This window comes from Nostoc sp. NMS4 (assembly GCF_017115095.1).
In the GTDB taxonomy this organism is placed as follows: domain Bacteria; phylum Cyanobacteriota; class Cyanobacteriia; order Cyanobacteriales; family Nostocaceae; genus Nostoc.
Genome location: NZ_JABXKI010000042.1, coordinates 1 through 19,130, shown reverse-complemented (window position 1 = coordinate 19,130; position 19,130 = coordinate 1). Strand labels below are relative to the sequence as shown.

Genomic DNA, 19,130 nt, shown 5'->3' with positions numbered 1-19,130 from the left:
AGAACGTCACATCCACATGGGAAAGGAATTGAGTTGCTCTTCTGTAAGTGACTCTGACAACCAACCCATTTTTACTGGAACTTGATAAAGTCGTCCAGGCGCTAACCTTTTCCACATATGGCGCATTCCCGGAACGATGACTTTGGCAACTCTTAGTCCAATATCGGGACGAGTCTGATCTAAAACCAGCATTTCTAAACCTTTGTTCTCAACGATTTGTTGACAGAGCTTGACATCTTCGAGTAAATCGTCACTTGCCATTTTGCGATAATCGCCACTGACTTTAGCAGTAATTTTCTCGCTTGGAACTAAATAAGGTTGATCGCTTAAAGTTGCGGTTTTCCACCAATCTATTGCCAAGCGATCTGCTGACGGGGGATATTGAGTACTTCCATCAGCTTTGGCAAATAAAACGTTGGGTAAAATTTGGTTAACTTCAGTCAAGGCTCGACTAATAGCAATCTTGGCATCGAAATGAGCGCCATAACCCAAAACAATATCTTCTACAGAGCGATCGCTTTGCGCGACCCCCTTGGGGTCATCGCTTCTTCGAGTCACAGCAGCAAAAACTGGAATATTCAGATCGCTGGTAATATCTAAAACCCAAAGTTCCCGATTAATAGTTTGATAATATTGCTTCAGGCTTTGAAAATAAGAATCGTCGAAACTATCTAAATCCACTTGCGGCTTTTGCAGGGAGTTATACCACCATAAGGCGACAGCATCACGCTCTACTAACTCCATAAACCCTTGCAGAATAGCTTCTTCAAGAGTATTCCCCGCCGCACATCCATTAGAATCAGCCCAACAGTCAGGTTTATAATCCGGTTGATAGCCATAATAACAGTAAGCCGTTGGCAGATACTTAAATTCCTGGTGGGTTAAAGACCAAACAGGAGTCCAGTCAATTTCTCTTTGTTCATCAAAAGGTTCGGGGACTTTTTGAAACCAACCTTGACACTCAACATTCCATTGCTCTCTATTCTGATATTGCTGTTGGCTGAAGTTCATACAAACATTGGGATGGATCGCCTTGTCCCCCATTTGTTGGTAAATGGCTTTTTCTCGAATTTCATACCCTTGAAACACCCCAGAATATCGCTCGATCGCTTCGCAAAAACCACTAGCCATCGCTTGAGAGTCAGTCCTACCTTTCCCCGCACTTCTACCCCCCAAATTTTGGCGCAAACTAGCTAAATCGTCGAAAATACTAAAAAAATGATGTTTGGCAATGTAATTATGAGTTAATCCATTCCCAGGAATTTTATTTAGTTCTCGCACAACCCCAGTAATGGGGCTAATATGATGTTGATATTTCCTGAGAGTTTCTTGTGGCGAACAAATACGGTGTCCGCCATCGACGGTAAAGGTTTTCTGGCGGTGTTCTAAAACAACAGGTAGGGGGTTGTTGGTTAACCCATTTACCATCTCTCCACAGCTAGAACATTGAGGACGCTTAACCAAGCTATGATTTTGAGTTTGCAGTGCGATCGCATCGTAAGCAATCAAATTACTTTCTAATTGTTGATTTTCCCCTTGGACAATCCACTTAAACACCTCTGTGGCTACCATTCCGAAAGCAGTTTGGATTGTAGATGGCAAAAATCCCAAAGGAGTTGCTAAATGGGAAGAAATGTGCTTCTGTCTTTGAATAAACCCTTCAATCGGTCTATTATCTCGCAAACGCTGGGCTAAACAGTTCCAACAACCTGTTTTGGGAGGATCAAATAAAGGGCCAATCCAGATTATTGTCCCTAATGGCTTAACCAGCATCCAAGGAGATTGGGATTTTAAGGCTTGTTGATTGAATTTATCTAGCTCCAGATTGAGATAATCATCGGTTAAAACTACTGTCAAATTACCTTCGTCTGCTACTTGAATTTCGAGAGACTCAAGCACAGCAATCAAGTCCTGAGTAGAAAGTGAACCATTAGCTTTTACTGCTACTTTAGTCGATCGCAATCTTTGATGAGCTACTGTGGGAGAAATATTCAGATGATGACAGAAGATTTCTAAGTGCGATGGGAGAGACTTATCTTCTTGAACAAGATAGCCCTTTTGTTGCATTTTTAATAAAGCATATTGGGCTTTAAGACTCACACTGAGAACTTCTTGGAAAAAAGTGGTAGCTGACTCTAAAGATTTTGGGTCTTGCAATAGCGACTGTTGAATGGTATCAATAATTTCATCAATATTGCGATCGCCATCGATTAAAGTAGCTAAAGTATGAGAAAGATGATCGTTTAACCAGATTTTTTCTCTTTCTGATAAAAAAAAGATATTGTCTGCTTCTATAGTTTGAACAGAATAACAAGGATTGAATTGTATTTTAAGTTGCATTGAACTTTATCAATTTTTTGTTTACTAATTAAAGTGTCATTTTAGCAGAGTTACCTTGTAGTTAATTTTTATTTATTAGTTTGATTAATTTGTTTTAGCCTGTCTAAATTATTTTTACATAATTTTTTATAAAATCATTTTAAAAGCTAATATAAAAACTCATATAAAAACTCATAACTTCTTATAAAAAGCCCGTCGTAGATATCGTTTTTGTAACTTTACAACAGTTATAACGCTTCCCATTCATCTCTGCTTATATTAGCTTGACGTAATATTTTATTTAATAAGCTTGGGCTGATGTCTCCCTGATGTGGATTGGGAATTGTCAGCTTTAATTCATCTTTCACCATGTATTGATGTTTACCACCTGGGTAAAGTCCATCAAAACCAGCATCTTTCAAATAACGAATCAGATCCCGCCGATTAATCGATCCAAAGGGTGGCATTAGGCGACCTCTTTGGTGAAATTCAAGTCAACACCATCAAGTATCGGTAGAGTATTACCTAAACGCAATCCTAAAATAATCCATCCTTCAAGAGCATCTTGCAAATCTTCCCGGCAAGCTTCTAGTGTTGCAGCGTTTGCCCAAACTCCTTGACATTCTGGAATTTCGCTATAAAAAGTTCCATCCTCAAGCAACTCGTAGGTTGCTTTGTGCAATGCTGTACGAATGTAGTTTGTCAACATTTAGATTTTTTACAACTTTATTTAGCTTTTTGATCAATTTATCTATGAGTGAAATTTTACTTTTAATCGTAAATCCACCAAACTCTAATTATTATGTATATTTTTTAATTTACTAAAATGCGATCGCGCCACTTTCCCAACGCGATCGCTACATTTCCCATCCCCTATCCAATAAAATGCAGATGATTACTCACCGCACTAATTAAATTATGGGTAATGGGAAGACTATCAACTACCATCCCCAAACACAACAGCATCATGTAGGAGATAGAAAAGAGAAACAACTCTTTAGCGACAGCGCGATCTTCTGGATTTTGCAACAACCGCCAAGATTTGTGGATAAATAATCCTCCCAGAATTACAGCGATCGCAGCATAAAGAATTCCACTTGCGCCCAAGGGATAAACCAATAACACGGTTGCAACCACTGTCACCAGCGTGTAGTACCAAATTTGCCGCACTGTTGCCGTATCACCTTCAATCACAGGTAGCATTGGTATCCCCACCTTTGCGTAATCATCCCGAATCATCAGAGCTAAAGCCCAGAAATGGGGCGGTGTCCACAAAAAGACGATGGCAAAAATTAACCACGCTGACCAGCTTAAAGTGCCTGTGACAGCAGCCCAACCCACTAACGCCGGAATTGCCCCAGCCGCCCCACCAACAACGATATTCTGGGTGGTGTGGCGTTTTAGCCAGTGGGTATAGACCAAAATATAAAAGACAATGCCAGAGAAAGCTAGCAAGGCAGCTAATAGGTTGGCAAATACTGCTAGGAGTGTAAAGGAGATTGTCGCCAGTGCGATCGCAAAAATTAGAGCATCGCGCGGCTGCACCTTACCTGAAGGTATCGGACGATGGCGCGTCCGCTCCATGTCATAGTCAATATCCCGGTCATAAACACAGTTAATTGTTTGGGCGCTTGCAGCTGCCAAAGTGCCACCAGTGAGAGTTACTAGCAACAGCAATGGATCTACTTCACCCTTAGCAGCAATCCACATACTCCCAGCCGTAGTAATCAAAAGCAACGGAATAATCCGAGGCTTGGTTAGCTGGTAGTAACTTTGAATTACCTGTAAAAACGTTTCGTGGTGGCGAGAGACATTAGTCTCAATCATTTTGGCTCTGGTTCCTTATTTTTCAACAACTTACAGCAGAATTCAGAATTCAGAAGTAAAACAGGCTTTATACCTGGCTTTGAGACTTAGCTTTCCTTGAAATCCGCTGTATATGCAGCCCCTGCTCATCAGTGCTGAGTTAAGAGTAGAGACGCGATTAATCGCGTCTGTACAAGAGTTAGGAGTTAGGAATTCTTTCCCTGCTTCCTCATCTTCCTCATCTCCCCCACGCCTTACTCAACACTCACTGAGTCACGTAATGATAAAACTGTGAAAACCACCAAAGTACCCAGCAAAGTAGCTCCTATAGCTTGGTGAGAGACGGTGAGAGGCTCGACTTGGAGGTGTAATTTGAAGGTGGCGAATCCCAACAAGATTTGTAAGGTTAACAATGCACCAGCCATATTTGCCAGTCGCCGTAAGGCTGGATGTAGTGCTGGTGTCCGCCAACAGATAAATACCATTGCCAAGGTTGCTAATGTTGGCGGCACCAAACCAGCAATATGGCTGTACATTACAGTACAAAGTTGAGAACCGCCGAGACATTGGTGTAGCGCCCAGCGAGAGCCTACCAAAGCACCTAACAAACTTTGCAGGTAAACCAGAACAGCAGCAGTTAAACCGACCCAAGGCAACTTACCAACGGTTCCATTTCCCTGATAGGGTGTGAGTGCTGTGCCGATAATCAGCAGGGTGGTAAAAAACAATAGCGCCGTTCCTAAATGAGCGGTAACGATATCAAACCGCAATAGTTCGGTAACGGTGAGTCCCCCTAAAATGCCTTGGAAGACGATTAGAAACAGGGCGAATGTGGATGCCCAAGGCAGCCAAGAGGGTAAGAAACTACGTCGCCACCAGGATAAACCAAAAAGTGCGATCGCGCTTACACCAATTAAAGCTGCATCCAATCTGTGAAACCACTCCAAAAACACCTGGAGATTCATTTGCTTGGCTGGCACGAGTTCGCCATAGCATAAAGGCCAGTCGGGGCAAGCAAGTCCAGCATTCATGACGCGGGTGGCACTGCCTATGGCCATCAAAATTAAGGTGGCTATGCACATTTTCCACACCAAGCGCCGAATCATTTCCTTGGGCTTTTGCTGCCCAAGCGCCGCTTCATTTTGTTGTTGTAGGACAAATTCGCTCATGAACGATACCTTCTGCCCGCTCTTGGTGGATCTCTTAAAATTTTCAATTTTCTTTTAGTGTCCTATCTCCACCCTAGCGTATAGGCTATGGGTTTATAGATTAGCACTCACTTATACTTTGAATCACTTCAACAAGGTTTTGCCTGAAGCTTTAGGGATTTTTCAAGATGTCAAAAACTGATTAATGAGAATTAATTTAAGCATTCTAAATTTTTCCTTAAATTTTTTCACTGCTTTGCATCTATTTTTGGCGTTGTATGATAGTAAACTCATACTCAAAATTACTAAAATAGTCAAAAAAATTAATAAAAATTTCAGACCTTTTCCCCCTATGTCTGACAGCCTAGACTACCTTAGTAAGTGAGTAGCTTCGAGATAACATAGTAAATTCAATTAAGTAAGCCGTGAAGATTCCAACTTCCATCTGGACATTACTCATTGGCATCGTGCTAACGCTAGCCAGCTTTTGGTACGGTCAAAATCACGGTCTGTTGCCAGCAGCCGCCACTGATGAAGCCGTCTTGGTGGATGGTCTGTTCAACGCGATGATGATCGTTTCTACAGGGATATTTCTGCTGGTTGAAGGTATTTTAATTTACTCTGCATTTAGATATCGTCGGCGTGCAGGTGACAATGAAGACGGCCCACCAGTTGAAGGTAATGTACCTCTAGAAATTCTCTGGACAGCGATCCCTGCAATTATCGTTATCGGTATTTCTGTTTACAGCTTTGATGTCTACAACGAAATCGGTGGCTTTGATCCCCATGCCATCCATGAAGCACCGATGATGAATCAGGAATCGATGAAAATGCCGGGTCGTGGGAGTGCTATGGCCGCAACTTTAAGCGATACTCCTCCTAGCAACGAGCCCAACCTCAATCAAGAAAAATCTGATGAGGCAATGCAAGACCCCGCTACGGCAGAAGTTCGTAATGCTGACCAAATTCCCCAACTGCGGAATGCCCCAGGTGTCGGTATTGTTGCTCCGACAATTGGCGGTAGTCCTGATAAAGCAGGTAAACCAGCAGAATTACAAGTCAACGTCACTGGTTTACAATACGCCTGGATTTTCACTTATCCTGAAAGTGGGATAACTACAGGTGAAATGCACGTTCCCATTGGGCGAGAAGTGCAAATCAGTATGACAGCTAACGATGTCATCCACGCCTTTTGGGTTCCAGAATTCCGCCTGAAACAAGATGCGATCCCCGGTAGGCAAACCGAGATTCGCTTCACCCCCAAAAAAGCAGGAGATTATGTCTTGATCTGTGCTGAACTTTGTGGCCCCTACCACGGCGCAATGAGAGCGCCAGTAGTTGTTGAGCCACAAGAAGCCTTTGATAAATGGGTACAAGAACAGCTAGTTGCCAGCAAAGAAACACTAAATCAAGCGATCGCTATTAACCCTGCCGATCTCTCCCCAAATGAATTTCTCGCCCCTTACACCAAGGACATGGGAATTAAGCCAGAAATCCTCCATCAAGTTCACCATTAATCAACAGTCCACCTCAAAAGTTTAATAAATAAGCACTCAGCACGGGCTAAACGCCCCGCTACCGCTAACAGCACTCAGCACTCAGCACTCTTATGACCCAAGCTCAGTTGCAAGAAACTGCCAATATCCCCGCCCTGCTTGAAGAACCAGGGGTCAGAAAATGGCAAGACTTCTTTGGCTTTCAAACCGACCATAAGGTGATTGGGATTCAATACCTAGTCACTTCGTTTATTTTCTACTGCATTGGCGGCGTAATGGCTGAGATGGTTCGCACAGAACTGCGAACTCCAGATGTAGATTTTGTCACCCCAGAAGTCTACAATAGTCTGTTCACGCTGCATGCCACGATCATGATTTTTTTGTGGATCGTGCCAACAGGGGCAGGGTTTGCTAACTATCTAATTCCCCTGATGATTGGGGCAAAAGATATGGCATTTCCCCGACTGAATGCTGTTGCCTTTTGGATGATTCCCCCTGCGGGTGTGTTGCTCATCGCTAGTTTAGTGGTAGGCGATGCACCAGATGCCGGTTGGACTTCCTACCCTCCCCTAAGTTTGGTAACAGGACAAGTGGGCGAAGGCATTTGGATTATGAGTGTCCTGTTGCTAGGTACGTCCTCAATTTTGGGGGCGATAAATTTCCTCGTAACATTGATCAAGATGCGTATCCCCAGCATGGACATCCACAAAATGCCTTTGTTCTGCTGGGCGATGTTCGCTACTTCATCACTGGTTTTGGTATCAACCCCAGTCTTAGCAGCAGGTTTGATTCTACTTTCCTTTGACTTGATTGCCGGGACAACATTTTTTAACCCAACTGGCGGTGGCGACCCTGTAGTATACCAACACATGTTTTGGTTTTACTCCCACCCTGCGGTTTACATTATGATTTTGCCCTTCTTTGGCGCAATTTCAGAAATTATCCCCATCCATTCCCGTAAGCCGATTTTTGGCTATAAAGCGATCGCTTATTCCTCTCTAGCAATCAGCTTTTTGGGGCTAATTGTTTGGGCGCACCACATGTTTACCAGTGGTATTCCCGGCTGGTTACGGATGTTCTTTATGATCACTACTATGATCATTGCCGTACCCACGGGAATTAAAATATTTAGCTGGTTAGCAACAATGTGGGGTGGAAAAATCCGGCTTAACAGTGCCATGTTGTTCGCCATCGGCTTTGTGGGCACTTTTGTAATCGGCGGGATCAGTGGCGTGATGTTGGCAGCAGTGCCTTTTGATATTCACGTTCACGACACCTATTTTGTGGTTGCCCACTTGCACTACGTCCTATTTGGTGGTAGCGTACTGGGGATTTTTGCTGGCATTTACCACTGGTTCCCGAAAATTACGGGACGGATGATAAACGAATTTTGGGGTAAGGTTCACTTTGCCTTAACTATTGTCGGTCTAAACATGACCTTCTTACCTATGCACAAGCTAGGTTTAATGGGCATGAATCGCCGGATTGCTCAGTATGACCCCAAATTCACCACATTGAACGAAATCTGCACCTATGGTTCTTACATACTGGCAATTTCGACATTCCCCTTCATCATCAATGCGATTTGGAGTTGGTTGTACGGCGAGAAAGCTGGCAATAATCCCTGGAGGGCGCTTACCTTAGAGTGGATGACAACCTCACCACCTGCGATCGAGAATTTCGATCAAACCCCAGTATTGGCTACAGGCCCCTACGACTACGGTTTGGAAAATGCCAATGAAGGCGTACCTTTATCAGATCCCAACCCCGTCTTATCTGGTGGGCCAAACTCAGTATTAAGAGCAGAACCTGATCCAGCAGTTGCCGCCAATCCCGAAGACCGGAAATAAACAGGGGGCTGGGTACTGGGGACTGGGGAGATGAGAGAGATGAGGGGGACAGGGAGATAAACAAAACTCCTAACTCTTAACTTCTAACTCCTAACTCAGCACTCAGGACTCAGCACTCAGCACTCCTAATGCCCAATTCCCCACTTATTAAAAATTCATGCAAAGTCAAACTATTGACCCAGCTAAGACCGAACTGAATCATCACCACGCGGCGGAAGCGTCTGTCGGTCATCACGAAGAACATCCAGACCATCGCCTGTTTGGGCTATATGTCTTCCTGATTGCTGAAGGGATGATTTTTATGGGACTGTTCGGAGCCTATTTAGCTTTCCGTGCTACCTTACCTGTGTGGCCGCCAGCAGGTACTCCAGAATTAGAACTATTGCTACCTGGAGTTAACACCATCAATCTAATTTCAAGTAGTTTTATCATGCACAATGCTGATACTGCTATTAAAAAGAATGATACGCGGGGTGCGCGAATCTGGTTAGCAATTACTGCTGCAATGGGTGCTACTTTCTTGATAGGTCAAGTATATGAATATACCCATTTAGAATTCGGTTTGACTACCAATTTATTTGCTAGTGCATTTTACGTTTTGACTGGTTTCCACGGATTGCACGTTACTATCGGCGTTTTAGCAATTGTTGCTGTGTTGTGGCGATCGCGCGTTCCGGGTCACTACAGTAACGAAAAACACTTCGGTATTGAAGCAGCCGAAATCTACTGGCACTTCGTTGACGTGATTTGGATTATTTTGTTCGGATTACTCTATCTACTGTAAGTATTAATTAATTAGTTGTTCATTCCACGCGAACAACTTAATCAGCCCCCACTAGGGGGCTTTTTTAATTAACAGAATAAAAATATGAGTGAAATCGCAGCAATAAGTCTCTATAAGGGTTATAGATAACTTATATTTATTATTTACCTAGAGAAGTTAAATAAAATATATTCAAACAAGCATAAAATATTCCCACTATTGAGTTTTTGCAAGTGATAGGGACGCAAGTAAAGTAAAAGGTGGGAAAAGTAGGAAAAGTAGGATGTTTTATAGAAAGTATTGAATAACCAGTTAATATCATGTAAATTGATATTCTAAGACCAGAGCAAACTAATAATTGAAAAAGAATTCAGGAGTCAGAATGGGCTAAACGCCCCGCTATCGCTAACAGGAGTCAGAATCAAGACGCTCGATGACTGGAAAAATGAAGTTATTCGAGAAATTGGAAACATTGTAATTTACTTTGCTATTTGGCTTTCTCATTGAAGTAGTTCAGATATTAATTCTGGTATTGTGTGGAAGCAAATACGCATTATGTATTTACCATAATTATAAGTAGATCGGGATCGTAAAATGTTTGAGTGATTGAAAAGTTAAACTTACTTTGCTTCACAAATCATCATTCAATATTTACCTCAAGCAATTAGCTGCTATTTTTTAGTTTTGTCGTCCAACTCACATCGATCTGATAACGCGATCGCACTTATTAATGAATAAAATCTGATCACAAAATTTTGGCGATCGCTGTAAGAGTATTTGTGCTTTTAAATTTTACTGTTCAAGGTTTTGTCAGTAATCAAACTTAACAACTAAAATAAATAAACATCCTGAGTCATAAATATTCTCCTCTGCACACAGTTTAAATACTGTGGACTAGTGTTAAATTTACTTAAGTGATAGGATTACAGAAGTATTTCATAAATTAATTTTGTATTAAGATACTTAGATAAAGGTATAAAGTAATCATAGCAACTAAGCATCCCACTTACCCAAAGCATAGGTCGCCCGATGGCTAACTGCCGCAAAGACCAGCAAATCTAGTAGCAGGTAATTCATAACCTCACCCAAGCTCTGAATGGTCAGTAAATTAAGAAGTAGTATACGCCACATGAGCCAGAACCCTCTAGTCAGAAAAACACTCCGAAGTCGCTTTGAGACTGTCAAAGTGATGGAAAGCGAAGAATCTGCTAATACTTACTTAGTAGGGGGTGCTATACGTAACAGACATCGACACTCTCTCAACAAAAAAACACTTCGGAATCGCTTTGAGATTATCAAACACTTAGGAAGCGGAGGATCGGGTGATACCTACTTAGCCATTGACTTGGACTTACCAGGACAACCCCATTGTGTCGTCAAACACTTCCACCCAAAAGATTCCAACCCTGTTATTCTACCCATCGCTAAAAAGCTATTCGATCGGGAAGCGGAAGTTTTATATCAGTTAGGCAACGACCACGATCAAATTCCGAGACTGTTTGCCCATTTTGATGAAGATGGGGATTTCTATTTAGTCCAGGAATTTATTGACGGTCACGCCTTGACTCAAGAAATTTTACCAGGTCAGCATCTTAGCGAGAATACAGTCTTAAATTTATTAAAAGACATCCTAGAAGTGCTGGCTTTCGTCCACCAACACGATATTATTCACCGAGATATTAAGCCTCAAAACTTAATGCGGCGGTACTCCGATCGCAAAATTGTACTAATTGACTTTGGCAGTATTAAGAAAATTGGTGCTTTGGGAGCAGGTTTAACAATTGCTGTTGGGACTCCTGGCTATATGCCAAGCGAACAGGCTAAGGGAAAGCCAAGACTTTGCAGCGATATCTATGCAGTCGGGATGATTGGCATTCAAGCTTTAACAGGTTTAATGCCCGAACAACTACCAGAAGATCCCAGTACTGGAGAAGTTATTTGGCGCGATAAAGCAGAGGTAAGTGATGCTCTGGCAAATATTTTAGATACAATGGTGCGCGATCGCTACAACCAGCGTTATTCGTCTGCCACAGAAGCTTTACAAGCGCTTAATTCCGATTTTGCGTTGTCACAATCCTCACAATCTGCTGACATCGACCACAAGGCTGATGATACCTATTTGCTAACTTATAGAAACTTTATTTTGTTGCTGGGCATCGGTCTTGGCGCTACCACTAGTTTGATCGTAATAGTTTTAATCTATACATTTATTAATACGGGGTCATCGCTTCCAAATCAACCTACTCCACTAAAGAGTTTTCTCGAAAGATTTGTTAAGTTCCCGCTAACTAATACGAATAGTCTACTAGTACAGCACGGCGCAAATAAACCACCCATTTGAAATGTCTAAAACCCTTACATAATTACGAATTACGTTAGCGTAGCGGTAGCGAGTCATCGATAGCGAAGCGGTAGCGAGTATTCGAGCGTCGCGTCATTACGAATTACGAATTACGAATTACGCTTAACTAGCTGTTAAAGATTTAGTTTGAATTTAAATATTTAAAGATGACTAGAGGATAAATACTTAGATATTCCTGTAAGATACATACAACAAACAAAATTTAAAAATATGGACAATACAAATCAGAGAAAAGCTTTAATTAACAGCGAAATTGCCCTCTTTCTTAGAGGTTTGATTATTGGTAAAGTTCTTACACTTATGGTTATTGGCGGCTTACTTTGGTGGTTATTGAAGCCAAATTTATTATCCCGCAATAGTGTTAACTCTTCCTCTGCTCAAAATTTCAACAGCGTCCCTAATAATGCATCAAGTTTTCAGACAGTTGCTGATGTTCCCCCTGCCTCATTCAACTACGGAGGTAGTACAGCTTGGGCATCTATCCGGCAATTAGTAGATTCTCAGATCCAGAGCGATCGCCCGGAACTACAATTACGTTATGTAAACCCTGTTAATGGTAGCCCTGGTTCTAGCTCCGGCATTCGGATGTTGCTTGATGGGAAACTAGACTTTGCTCAATCTTCCCGTCCCCTCACAGATGAAGAGCAAGCTATGGCAAAAGAGCGAGGCTTCACCCTTGAGCAACGTCAGGTGGCTAGGGATGGCATAGCAGTGGTAGTCAACCCATCACTCAATGTCCCTGGTTTAACTGTTGAACAATTGCAGCAAATTTATTTAGGGAAAATTACTAACTGGAATCAAGTCGGTGGGCCAAATCTACCCATCACAGCTTTTTCACAACGACCAGAAGACGCAGATACAGTAATATTCCCTAGTAATAGCGACTTAAAAGGGCAAGCATTTGGCTCGAATGTGCAATATGTCTACTCTGCGACAGAGGCAGTGCGTCAAGTCAGTAAAACCCCTGGTAGTGTGTATTACGCTTCTGCCCGTTCAGTAGTCTTTCAATGTAGCGTGAAGGCTTTGCCATTGGGTAACACTTCTGGTCAGCTAATTCCCGCTTATCGGGAACCAGTGGTTTCGCCTGAACAGTGTCCACGTCAGCGCAACCAGCTAAATACTCAGGCGATCAAAAATGGCAGCTATCCGATGATTGCTAATTTGTTTGTGATTATCAAGCAGAATAAAGGTAAAGAACAGCAGATTGGAAATGCTTATGCCAATCTTTTATTAACTGACCAAGGGCAAAGAGCAATTGAACAAGCTGGTTTTGTTGGCGTTCGCTAGTACAGCGATCTTCAGATCCCCGACTTCTTTAAGAAGTCGGGGATCTTTAGTTAGGCTAATCACCCAGGAGCAGTCTTTTGAAACCAGCGCTATCAGGTAGGTTATGATCCGTTAAAAATTGCTGATAAGCTAATTCTGACTCAATTTGCATCTTGATATACTCTGTTTTGGCTAGTGTTCCTCCTCGTAATCCTGCATATTCCAAATAGCTGGAAAACTCCCATTCTTCAGGTTGCTGCACCAGTTCTGCTTTCACCGGATTTAAATGAATATAACGTGAGAGGTTGAGAAGATAGTCAGTTTGTAAAATATGAATACTTTGAAACCTTCCCTGAAATAGCACCCCAGAACGATTAAAACGCTTATTAATTGCCTTTGTGTAGGAAAGAGAGAGGGATTTCATTGCATCAGACAGAGTTTCATCTCTCAGATAGACCAAAAAGTGATAATGATTGGGCATTAAACAGTAAGCAACAATATCTACTGCATTAGTTATCAGATGTTCCCTTATCAACCGGAGAAAATAAATATAGTTCTCACGCTCAAAGAAAATCTTTTGGCGATTGTTCCCCCGGTTATAGACATGGTAAAAGTTGCCAGTTTGCAGAGGGGTTTGTCGTCGCGGCATAGGCAAGAATATGAGATTTTGCTTTAGTATGCCCTTTTAACCCAATCAGATCCCCGACTTCTTAAAGAAGTCGGGGATCTTGATGACTTGTTTAAGAGGTCGGGTATCTAGAGCGATTAGCCATTCACTCACAACATTTGTGCGCGATCGCGGCTATACCTGGGAACTACCAGTTTGCAGAATCTGTTGAGCAATCAGGTTTAGTTGGGGGAAAATAGGTGATACTTTGCATTACAGACTACTGCTTCAATTTTCCCAGAACCAAGCACTTTAAGATAAGATCAATTTGATGGATGAGATTGTGTCATTAGCTATCCCAAAGTTTTCGACCCAAGAATAGTAGCCTGGTCCTAGCTCCTTGGAAGAACCTGTGTAAATAGTTATTACTACAGTTGTAGATATTTGTAATGGACTATCCACAACTCCCTATCTTCTTCAAAAAAAAGAGAGGCGTTTCGGAAACTTAACAAAAGTTGATTGAGAATACCATTGGCGACATATTACTGAACAAAAAAGTTTTCTTTACTACTTGCTATTATGGGCATTGCTAAATTTACTTTTTATCTCTGCGTCTGAGCCTTATTTATGCTTAACTCTTCCCCATCGCCGCCGCCAGTTTTTCTAAATTTTCCCGAACAGCCACACTACGAAGATGATCTACACCCCAGACTTGTTCGCAAATATCTAAAGCTTGTAAATAAAGCGGTTCTGCTTCAGCGTAACGTCCAGTTTCACGATAAATTTCTGCCAGATTATTGAGACTTTCAGCAACATTAGGATGATTTTCTCCCAATAGGTGCTTATCAAGTTCTAAAGCTTTTATACATAAAGGTTCAGCTTCACTGTAACGCCCCTGCTCCCTGTACATATAACCCAAAGCATAAATAGTATCTGCTAAAAGCGGATGTGCTTTTTGTAATACACGCTGCTTGAGTTCTAACGATTCCAAAAACAAAGATTCCGCTTCACTGTAGCGTCCTTGAGCGCGGTATATTAAACCTAAATTGTGCAAATCTGTTGCAACATCGGGATTTTCTTCTCCCAAAAATCGCTTATCTAATTCTATTGCTTGTTGCGATAACGGTTCAGCTTCACTGTAACGTCCTTGATGATAATAAAGTAGCGCTAAATTATTCAGTATAAGAGCCAAAGAAAGATGATTTTCGCCAACTAAACGTTTTTCGAGTTCTAATGATTGCAGATACAAAGGTTCTGCTTCGTCATAACGTCCTTGTTCATCATATAGTAATGCCAAATTGTTCAGACTGACAGCAACATCCGCATGGTTTTCTCCCCATAAACGTTTCCTCAGTTCTAAAGCTTGTTGATATAGAAGTTCTGCTTTACTATATTGTCCAGTAGATTTGTAGAGTCCTGCCAAATTATTCAGGCTAGTAGCAAAAGCCGGATGGTTGTCTCCTAAAAGACGTTTCCTCAGTTCTAAAGTTTGTTTATATAAAGGTTCGGCTTCGCTGTAGTGTCCCGTTGCACGATATATTCCTGCTAAATTGTTGAGGCTAGTAGCTAAATCTATCTGCAAACCTAATTCATTTTGTAACTCACTCGCTTGTCGCCAATATTTAATTGCTAATTCCTGTTCTTCTTGATAATTTTGAGATTCACCCCGTTCTAATCTGCTGCGATAAATATCACCTAACCTTGAATATAAAGTAGCCAAGGTAGGATCTTTAGTTCCTTGTTCCTGTTCGACTTTTTCAATTAGCCTTTGTAAATCTTGAATGGGTAAGAAAAAAGAGTTATTTTCATTAGTATCTGTGCTGGCTAATTCTGTATCTCGAAAAACAAAGCGGATATTTTCTAATTCTTTACCAGGAATAGCATTTGTCTTTTTAGATTCAAACCGAAATACACCATTACGCCAACTCCAAAAATCAGGAGCTTTTTTAATTAGGTTGACTAAGATTTGGTTAGTTACCCAAAGCACGATCGCAAATGGAAATTCGCGCAATCCTTCCCTTGTCCACTGTAAGTAACCAAAAAATTTCTCCTGTTCTGATTGTTCATTTCCCAATCTGAGAAAATACAATTGTTCAGCACCCGTCACAGTAATTACCGCCGGGTTCTGCTGACGGAGAAATTTTTCTTGTTGTACCAGTTGGTTAAGAGCAGCTTTCAGGCTAGGTTCGTGACGTGCTAAAGTTACTCGATATGTACCGAATGCGGATTGTAGTTCAGCTTCATATTCAGCAATAATCTCATCACGAAAGCTAGCATCATCGCAAACTGCAATCAGTAAATTTAAGCCCCGCTTTTGAGCTTCAATAGAAACAATTAAATCATCATAGGCATCTTGATTTTCTCCTTCATCATCTAATAATTCCTCATTTAACATTAATGGCTCCCTGTCTTCTCAAGCTTTCGATAATAATTGGATGAACATCATACCAAGTTTCATCAGTGCGATATTCGAGAACATACAGCCCATGTAACAAATCTAAAAACTCTGCTTGTTTCGGATCGTTGGGCATAAATTGTTCATAAACGCTCTGCAAAATATCAATATCAGTTTTTCCTAAACGTATAGAAAAATCATTGCGGATTTTATTGATTGCTTGCAGAAGAATTTTATCATCAATAATAACTTCGGCTGAAGGATTTCGCCGGATCATTCGCAAACATATCCGGCAACATTCCTTAGAAATCCGAATTAACTCTCGCAATACGCCGCCACTATAAATTACGATTTTTTCAGCCGTTTCTGCTACGATTAATTCACTAGGAATCCGCTTTTGTAAAACTTCACCAAGAATCTTGGTTGCTTCCGGGCGAGGTTGGGCATTTGGGAAGCGATTTTTACCTTTATCAAATATTTTTAATACAGGCATTGCCACAACTTGATCGTTGGTTTCAGTGGCAATTATTGTACTAATAAATGTTTCCCGAAGGACTGCGATCGGAATAGTGTAAATAATTTGAAAGTTAGGTTGACAAAGAGCCTTAATATTATCTCGATAAATTTCGTTAACTCTGCCTAAGTCTAGTTTATCTAAATCATCAATAATAACTAAAACATTTTGTTTAGTCGCAGCTTGAATTAGAGCAGCAATTTCATTAATTCTGGCAACTAAATCTGATAACTTGCGTTCAAACTCTTGCTTAATTTCATCCCGAACGCTTGCATCAGCTTTTAATTTAGAGCTAATTAATTTTAAAAGGTCAAAACCGATGCTAGCTTCTGCTTGCAAATTTAATTCTTCAGTGCGAGTACGGGTAGCAAACCACTTATAAAGAGCTTCTTTAGTAGATTGCGGAATATCAACTTTGCGGGCTTCTGCCTCTGTCATTAAATTAACTGCGATCGCAAACAGTATATTAATATGATTAACCGCCGACATTTCAATTTTGTCAGCAATAGAAAATAGAACTACAAAATATTTATCTTGAATTTGTCGGCTAAATTCAGCTAACAAAGTAGACTTACCACATCCTCGATGTCCTGTAAAGACAATTTTGCCATCTCTATTAGGACTATCTTCGACTAATTGGTTCAGGTCTGCAATCAAATCATCACCATATTCAACTCGAAATCTTTCCATTTCGTTCCGTTCCATCAACGGAAACAGTTCGAGATTGCTGTATGCTTCTTGAAAGGAGTTTAATAAGTCTTGAGACATTGGATAGTGCTATAAACGTGCTAACTATTCATATAATGGCTCATCATTTTTGAAGCACAAGTTTAGGTGATGTCTAGGATAGAGTATGCCTACATAACTTCTCAAATTTCGTTAATAAATAACTACTAAGTGAATGATATGTTATGTCTTAAAAAGAGATGCCCTAATTTCCAAATTTCAACCTATCAATCAGTAACAGGGGTCAATAATCACTAAGACTGAATGATAGATTATACATTCGATAATTCAGACTGAATGATAGATTATACAGATAGAATAGTGAAGCTACTTAACACATAAATAAAATAAAGTTTTCAGTTAGAAAAATAAATTTTTAGTGTGCTTCGTCTCATCTCCCTCTAGTCGATGCGATGGTATCTGTTGTTACTATTAGTTTACTAGGCGGGCATCTCGCTTTTGCAAATATATCTAGTACTGCAAGGCAGAAGTTATGCATTCAAAAGTCAAAAAGTTTAGAAGATAGGCTTTTGAACGATTTGAAATAGTTGCTTTATTTACGCCGTGCTGTTTTACCCCACCCTAACCCTCCCTTTGCAAAGGCTACCGTGTATACACAAGTCTGAAATACCTGATTAACCAGGGTTTTACCCCTCCCTAACCCTCCCCTTGCAAAGGGGAGGGAACTAGATTTCTTTTCTTGTTTCCCCCCTTTACAAGGGGGGATTAAGGGGGGTAATTAGCTAATTAAGCGTTATGGAATTATTTAAACAACTTCCATCAAACCAGCTTTTGCAACTTCAAAACTAGCTTTTGCGACATCAAAACTAGCTTTTGCGACATCAAAACCTGCTTTTGCGACATCAAAACTAGCTTTTGCGACATCAAAACTAGCTTTTGCGACATCAAAACCTGCTTTTGCGACATCAAAACTAGCTTTTGCGACATCAAAACCTGCTTTTCTCAACAAATTTCAGCAAATATACCCGCATCTATCTAGTTTGCTAATGCCTCCAATGCTTTTATAATTCTGTAACTTCACTGTGGCTGCTGCATCTGCCTATTGCGTACTCTAATGATATATAAATAACTCAGTGTGTAAAGTTAGGGTTATTTATAAATTAATCCATACAGGAAAACTATATGACGCAACGCAAACGAAATTCCATGCCACTAACCAAGGCTGAACGACGGATTGAAGGAATGCAGACAATTAACCCTAAGTTAGACTTTAGTAATGGGTTTTCAATTGCTACTTACAACACTAAAGTAATTGAGTTACGAGAAAAGCTAGCCGCTTATAATCAAGCACAAACAATAGTAGATAAGACACACAATGCATTAGTAGAAGCAGAACGTGAGTTGAATACTTATTCTGAGTATATGCTGCTGAATGTTGCATCTCGCTATGGCAAAAATAGTGATGAGTATGAAATGGCTGGTGGAACGCGCAGGTCAGACCGCAAGAAAGTACGCCCAGTAGTTAACCAAACAGTGACATCTGTGAAGTGATTGTTTAGAATCGCTGCTTTTTTATACAAAGGTGCGTTGTCGCAAACGGCAACGCAACACTCAAATCCGTTAAAACGGACTATAACCTTTTCTCAGTCGTCTTTAGACGACTTTCGCTATTAGACTCAGAATTCATTCTGAGGCGGGCTAGATGACAATGAAATAGCCCTCTGGAGATGCAAAGAGCGATCGCAAAATTACTAAAAGTATTTTCAAACTGCAAATTAAACGAAGTGAAAACCAACATCAGTCTTGGGTGTTGTGATGAGTAATATTGGTTTGATTTTTTCCCCAATTCGGGAATCTCGCAAAATTAATTGAGTCGAACAACTGTTCGGTTTTGCAACCTACCAAGCTATCCGACTC

16 protein-coding genes are annotated in these 19,130 nt (G+C 40.9%); 6 read left to right on the top strand and 10 right to left on the bottom strand.

Annotation, left to right across the window (positions count from 1 at the left end; genetic code table 11):
• Positions 1–6 precede the first annotated feature (6 nt).
• From HWQ37_RS01705 to HWQ37_RS01685, 5 genes are all read right to left on the bottom strand, one after another.
• Entirely contained in the window at positions 7–2,340 is a 2,334-nt protein-coding gene (locus tag HWQ37_RS01705; protein ID WP_292743006.1) for a TOMM precursor leader peptide-binding protein, read from the bottom strand.
• Positions 2,341–2,567: 227 nt separating this feature from the next.
• Positions 2,568–2,786: a type II toxin-antitoxin system HicA family toxin gene (locus HWQ37_RS01700; RefSeq protein WP_292743004.1), complete on the bottom strand. Its 219-nt coding sequence runs from the start codon at positions 2,784–2,786 to the stop codon at positions 2,568–2,570.
• Positions 2,786–3,028: a type II toxin-antitoxin system HicB family antitoxin gene (locus HWQ37_RS01695; RefSeq protein WP_292743002.1), complete on the bottom strand. Its 243-nt coding sequence runs from the start codon at positions 3,026–3,028 to the stop codon at positions 2,786–2,788. The genes HWQ37_RS01700 and HWQ37_RS01695 overlap by 1 nt, the downstream gene beginning before the upstream one ends.
• A 164-nt stretch (positions 3,029–3,192) precedes the next feature.
• Positions 3,193–4,146 carry a heme o synthase gene (locus HWQ37_RS01690; protein WP_292743000.1) on the bottom strand — a complete coding sequence of 318 codons (954 nt, stop codon included), beginning with the start codon at positions 4,144–4,146 and terminating at the stop codon, positions 3,193–3,195.
• Positions 4,147–4,379: 233 nt separating this feature from the next.
• Entirely contained in the window at positions 4,380–5,294 is a 915-nt protein-coding gene (locus HWQ37_RS01685; RefSeq protein ID WP_292742998.1) for a COX15/CtaA family protein, read from the bottom strand.
• 404 nt (positions 5,295–5,698) lie between these two features.
• Here HWQ37_RS01685 and HWQ37_RS01680 point away from each other — a divergent pair, with 404 nt between their 5' ends.
• The 3 genes from HWQ37_RS01680 (at position 5,699) to HWQ37_RS01670 (ending at position 9,403) form a co-directional block, all read left to right on the top strand.
• Positions 5,699–6,790 carry a cytochrome c oxidase subunit II gene (locus tag HWQ37_RS01680; RefSeq protein WP_292742996.1) on the top strand — a complete coding sequence of 364 codons (1,092 nt, stop codon included), beginning with the start codon at positions 5,699–5,701 and terminating at the stop codon, positions 6,788–6,790.
• 92 nt (positions 6,791–6,882) lie between these two features.
• Complete coding sequence (gene ctaD, locus HWQ37_RS01675; RefSeq protein ID WP_292742995.1) at positions 6,883–8,619, top strand: cytochrome c oxidase subunit I; 1,737 nt, start codon at positions 6,883–6,885, stop codon at positions 8,617–8,619.
• A gap of 157 nt (positions 8,620–8,776) precedes the next feature.
• The gene (locus HWQ37_RS01670; protein WP_292742993.1) at positions 8,777–9,403 is read left to right on the top strand and encodes a cytochrome c oxidase subunit 3; all 627 of its coding nucleotides are present in this window, start codon (positions 8,777–8,779) and stop codon (positions 9,401–9,403) included.
• A 972-nt stretch (positions 9,404–10,375) separates the two neighbouring features.
• Here the strand turns inward: HWQ37_RS01670 and HWQ37_RS01665 are convergent.
• Positions 10,376–10,513, bottom strand: coding sequence for a hypothetical protein (locus tag HWQ37_RS01665; protein ID WP_292742991.1), 138 nt, complete (start codon positions 10,511–10,513; stop codon positions 10,376–10,378).
• Here HWQ37_RS01665 and HWQ37_RS01660 point away from each other — a divergent pair.
• Both HWQ37_RS01660 and HWQ37_RS01655 read left to right on the top strand, forming a co-directional pair.
• The gene (locus tag HWQ37_RS01660) at positions 10,512–11,723 is read left to right on the top strand and encodes a serine/threonine-protein kinase (protein ID WP_292742989.1); all 1,212 of its coding nucleotides are present in this window, start codon (positions 10,512–10,514) and stop codon (positions 11,721–11,723) included. The two genes, HWQ37_RS01665 and HWQ37_RS01660, sit on opposite strands and share 2 nt — an antisense overlap.
• Before the next feature lie 231 nt (positions 11,724–11,954).
• Positions 11,955–13,031, top strand: coding sequence for a PstS family phosphate ABC transporter substrate-binding protein (locus HWQ37_RS01655; protein ID WP_292742987.1), 1,077 nt, complete (start codon positions 11,955–11,957; stop codon positions 13,029–13,031).
• Between the two features lie 55 nt (positions 13,032–13,086).
• Here HWQ37_RS01655 and HWQ37_RS01650 read toward each other — a convergent pair whose 3' ends face one another.
• The 4 genes from HWQ37_RS01650 to HWQ37_RS01635 all read right to left on the bottom strand — a co-directional run bounded on the left by HWQ37_RS01650 (position 13,087) and on the right by HWQ37_RS01635 (position 18,219).
• Positions 13,087–13,659, bottom strand: a complete 573-nt coding sequence (locus tag HWQ37_RS01650) for an REP-associated tyrosine transposase (protein ID WP_292742985.1) — start codon at positions 13,657–13,659, stop codon at positions 13,087–13,089.
• A 589-nt stretch (positions 13,660–14,248) separates the two neighbouring features.
• Complete coding sequence (locus tag HWQ37_RS01645; RefSeq protein ID WP_292742983.1) at positions 14,249–16,012, bottom strand: tetratricopeptide repeat protein; 1,764 nt, start codon at positions 16,010–16,012, stop codon at positions 14,249–14,251.
• Positions 16,002–17,294, bottom strand: coding sequence for an ATP-binding protein (locus HWQ37_RS01640; RefSeq protein ID WP_292742981.1), 1,293 nt, complete (start codon positions 17,292–17,294; stop codon positions 16,002–16,004). Before HWQ37_RS01640 ends, HWQ37_RS01645 begins: the two co-directional genes overlap by 11 nt.
• A 724-nt stretch (positions 17,295–18,018) precedes the next feature.
• Positions 18,019–18,219, bottom strand: coding sequence for a hypothetical protein (locus tag HWQ37_RS01635; RefSeq protein WP_292742979.1), 201 nt, complete (start codon positions 18,217–18,219; stop codon positions 18,019–18,021).
• Positions 18,220–18,395: 176 nt separating this feature from the next.
• Between HWQ37_RS01635 and HWQ37_RS01630 the strand changes: the two genes are divergently transcribed.
• Positions 18,396–18,764, top strand: coding sequence for a hypothetical protein (locus HWQ37_RS01630; protein ID WP_292742977.1), 369 nt, complete (start codon positions 18,396–18,398; stop codon positions 18,762–18,764).
• Positions 18,765–19,130 lie beyond the last annotated feature (366 nt).

Coding starts and splice junctions, on each gene's coding strand:
- HWQ37_RS01630 (WP_292742977.1), top strand. CDS start 18,396: ATGACGCAACGCAAACGAAATTCCATGCCACTAACCAAGGCTGAACGA.
- HWQ37_RS01640 (WP_292742981.1), bottom strand. CDS start 17,294: ATGTCTCAAGACTTATTAAACTCCTTTCAAGAAGCATACAGCAATCTC.
- HWQ37_RS01670 (WP_292742993.1), top strand. CDS start 8,777: ATGCAAAGTCAAACTATTGACCCAGCTAAGACCGAACTGAATCATCAC.
- HWQ37_RS01690 (WP_292743000.1), bottom strand. CDS start 4,146: ATGATTGAGACTAATGTCTCTCGCCACCACGAAACGTTTTTACAGGTA.
- HWQ37_RS01665 (WP_292742991.1), bottom strand. CDS start 10,513: ATGTGGCGTATACTACTTCTTAATTTACTGACCATTCAGAGCTTGGGT.
- HWQ37_RS01695 (WP_292743002.1), bottom strand. CDS start 3,028: ATGTTGACAAACTACATTCGTACAGCATTGCACAAAGCAACCTACGAG.
- HWQ37_RS01660 (WP_292742989.1), top strand. CDS start 10,512: ATGAGCCAGAACCCTCTAGTCAGAAAAACACTCCGAAGTCGCTTTGAG.
- HWQ37_RS01650 (WP_292742985.1), bottom strand. CDS start 13,659: ATGCCGCGACGACAAACCCCTCTGCAAACTGGCAACTTTTACCATGTC.
- HWQ37_RS01645 (WP_292742983.1), bottom strand. CDS start 16,012: ATGTTAAATGAGGAATTATTAGATGATGAAGGAGAAAATCAAGATGCC.
- HWQ37_RS01700 (WP_292743004.1), bottom strand. CDS start 2,786: ATGCCACCCTTTGGATCGATTAATCGGCGGGATCTGATTCGTTATTTG.
- HWQ37_RS01655 (WP_292742987.1), top strand. CDS start 11,955: ATGGACAATACAAATCAGAGAAAAGCTTTAATTAACAGCGAAATTGCC.
- HWQ37_RS01705 (WP_292743006.1), bottom strand. CDS start 2,340: ATGCAACTTAAAATACAATTCAATCCTTGTTATTCTGTTCAAACTATA.
- HWQ37_RS01685 (WP_292742998.1), bottom strand. CDS start 5,294: ATGAGCGAATTTGTCCTACAACAACAAAATGAAGCGGCGCTTGGGCAG.
- ctaD (WP_292742995.1), top strand. CDS start 6,883: ATGACCCAAGCTCAGTTGCAAGAAACTGCCAATATCCCCGCCCTGCTT.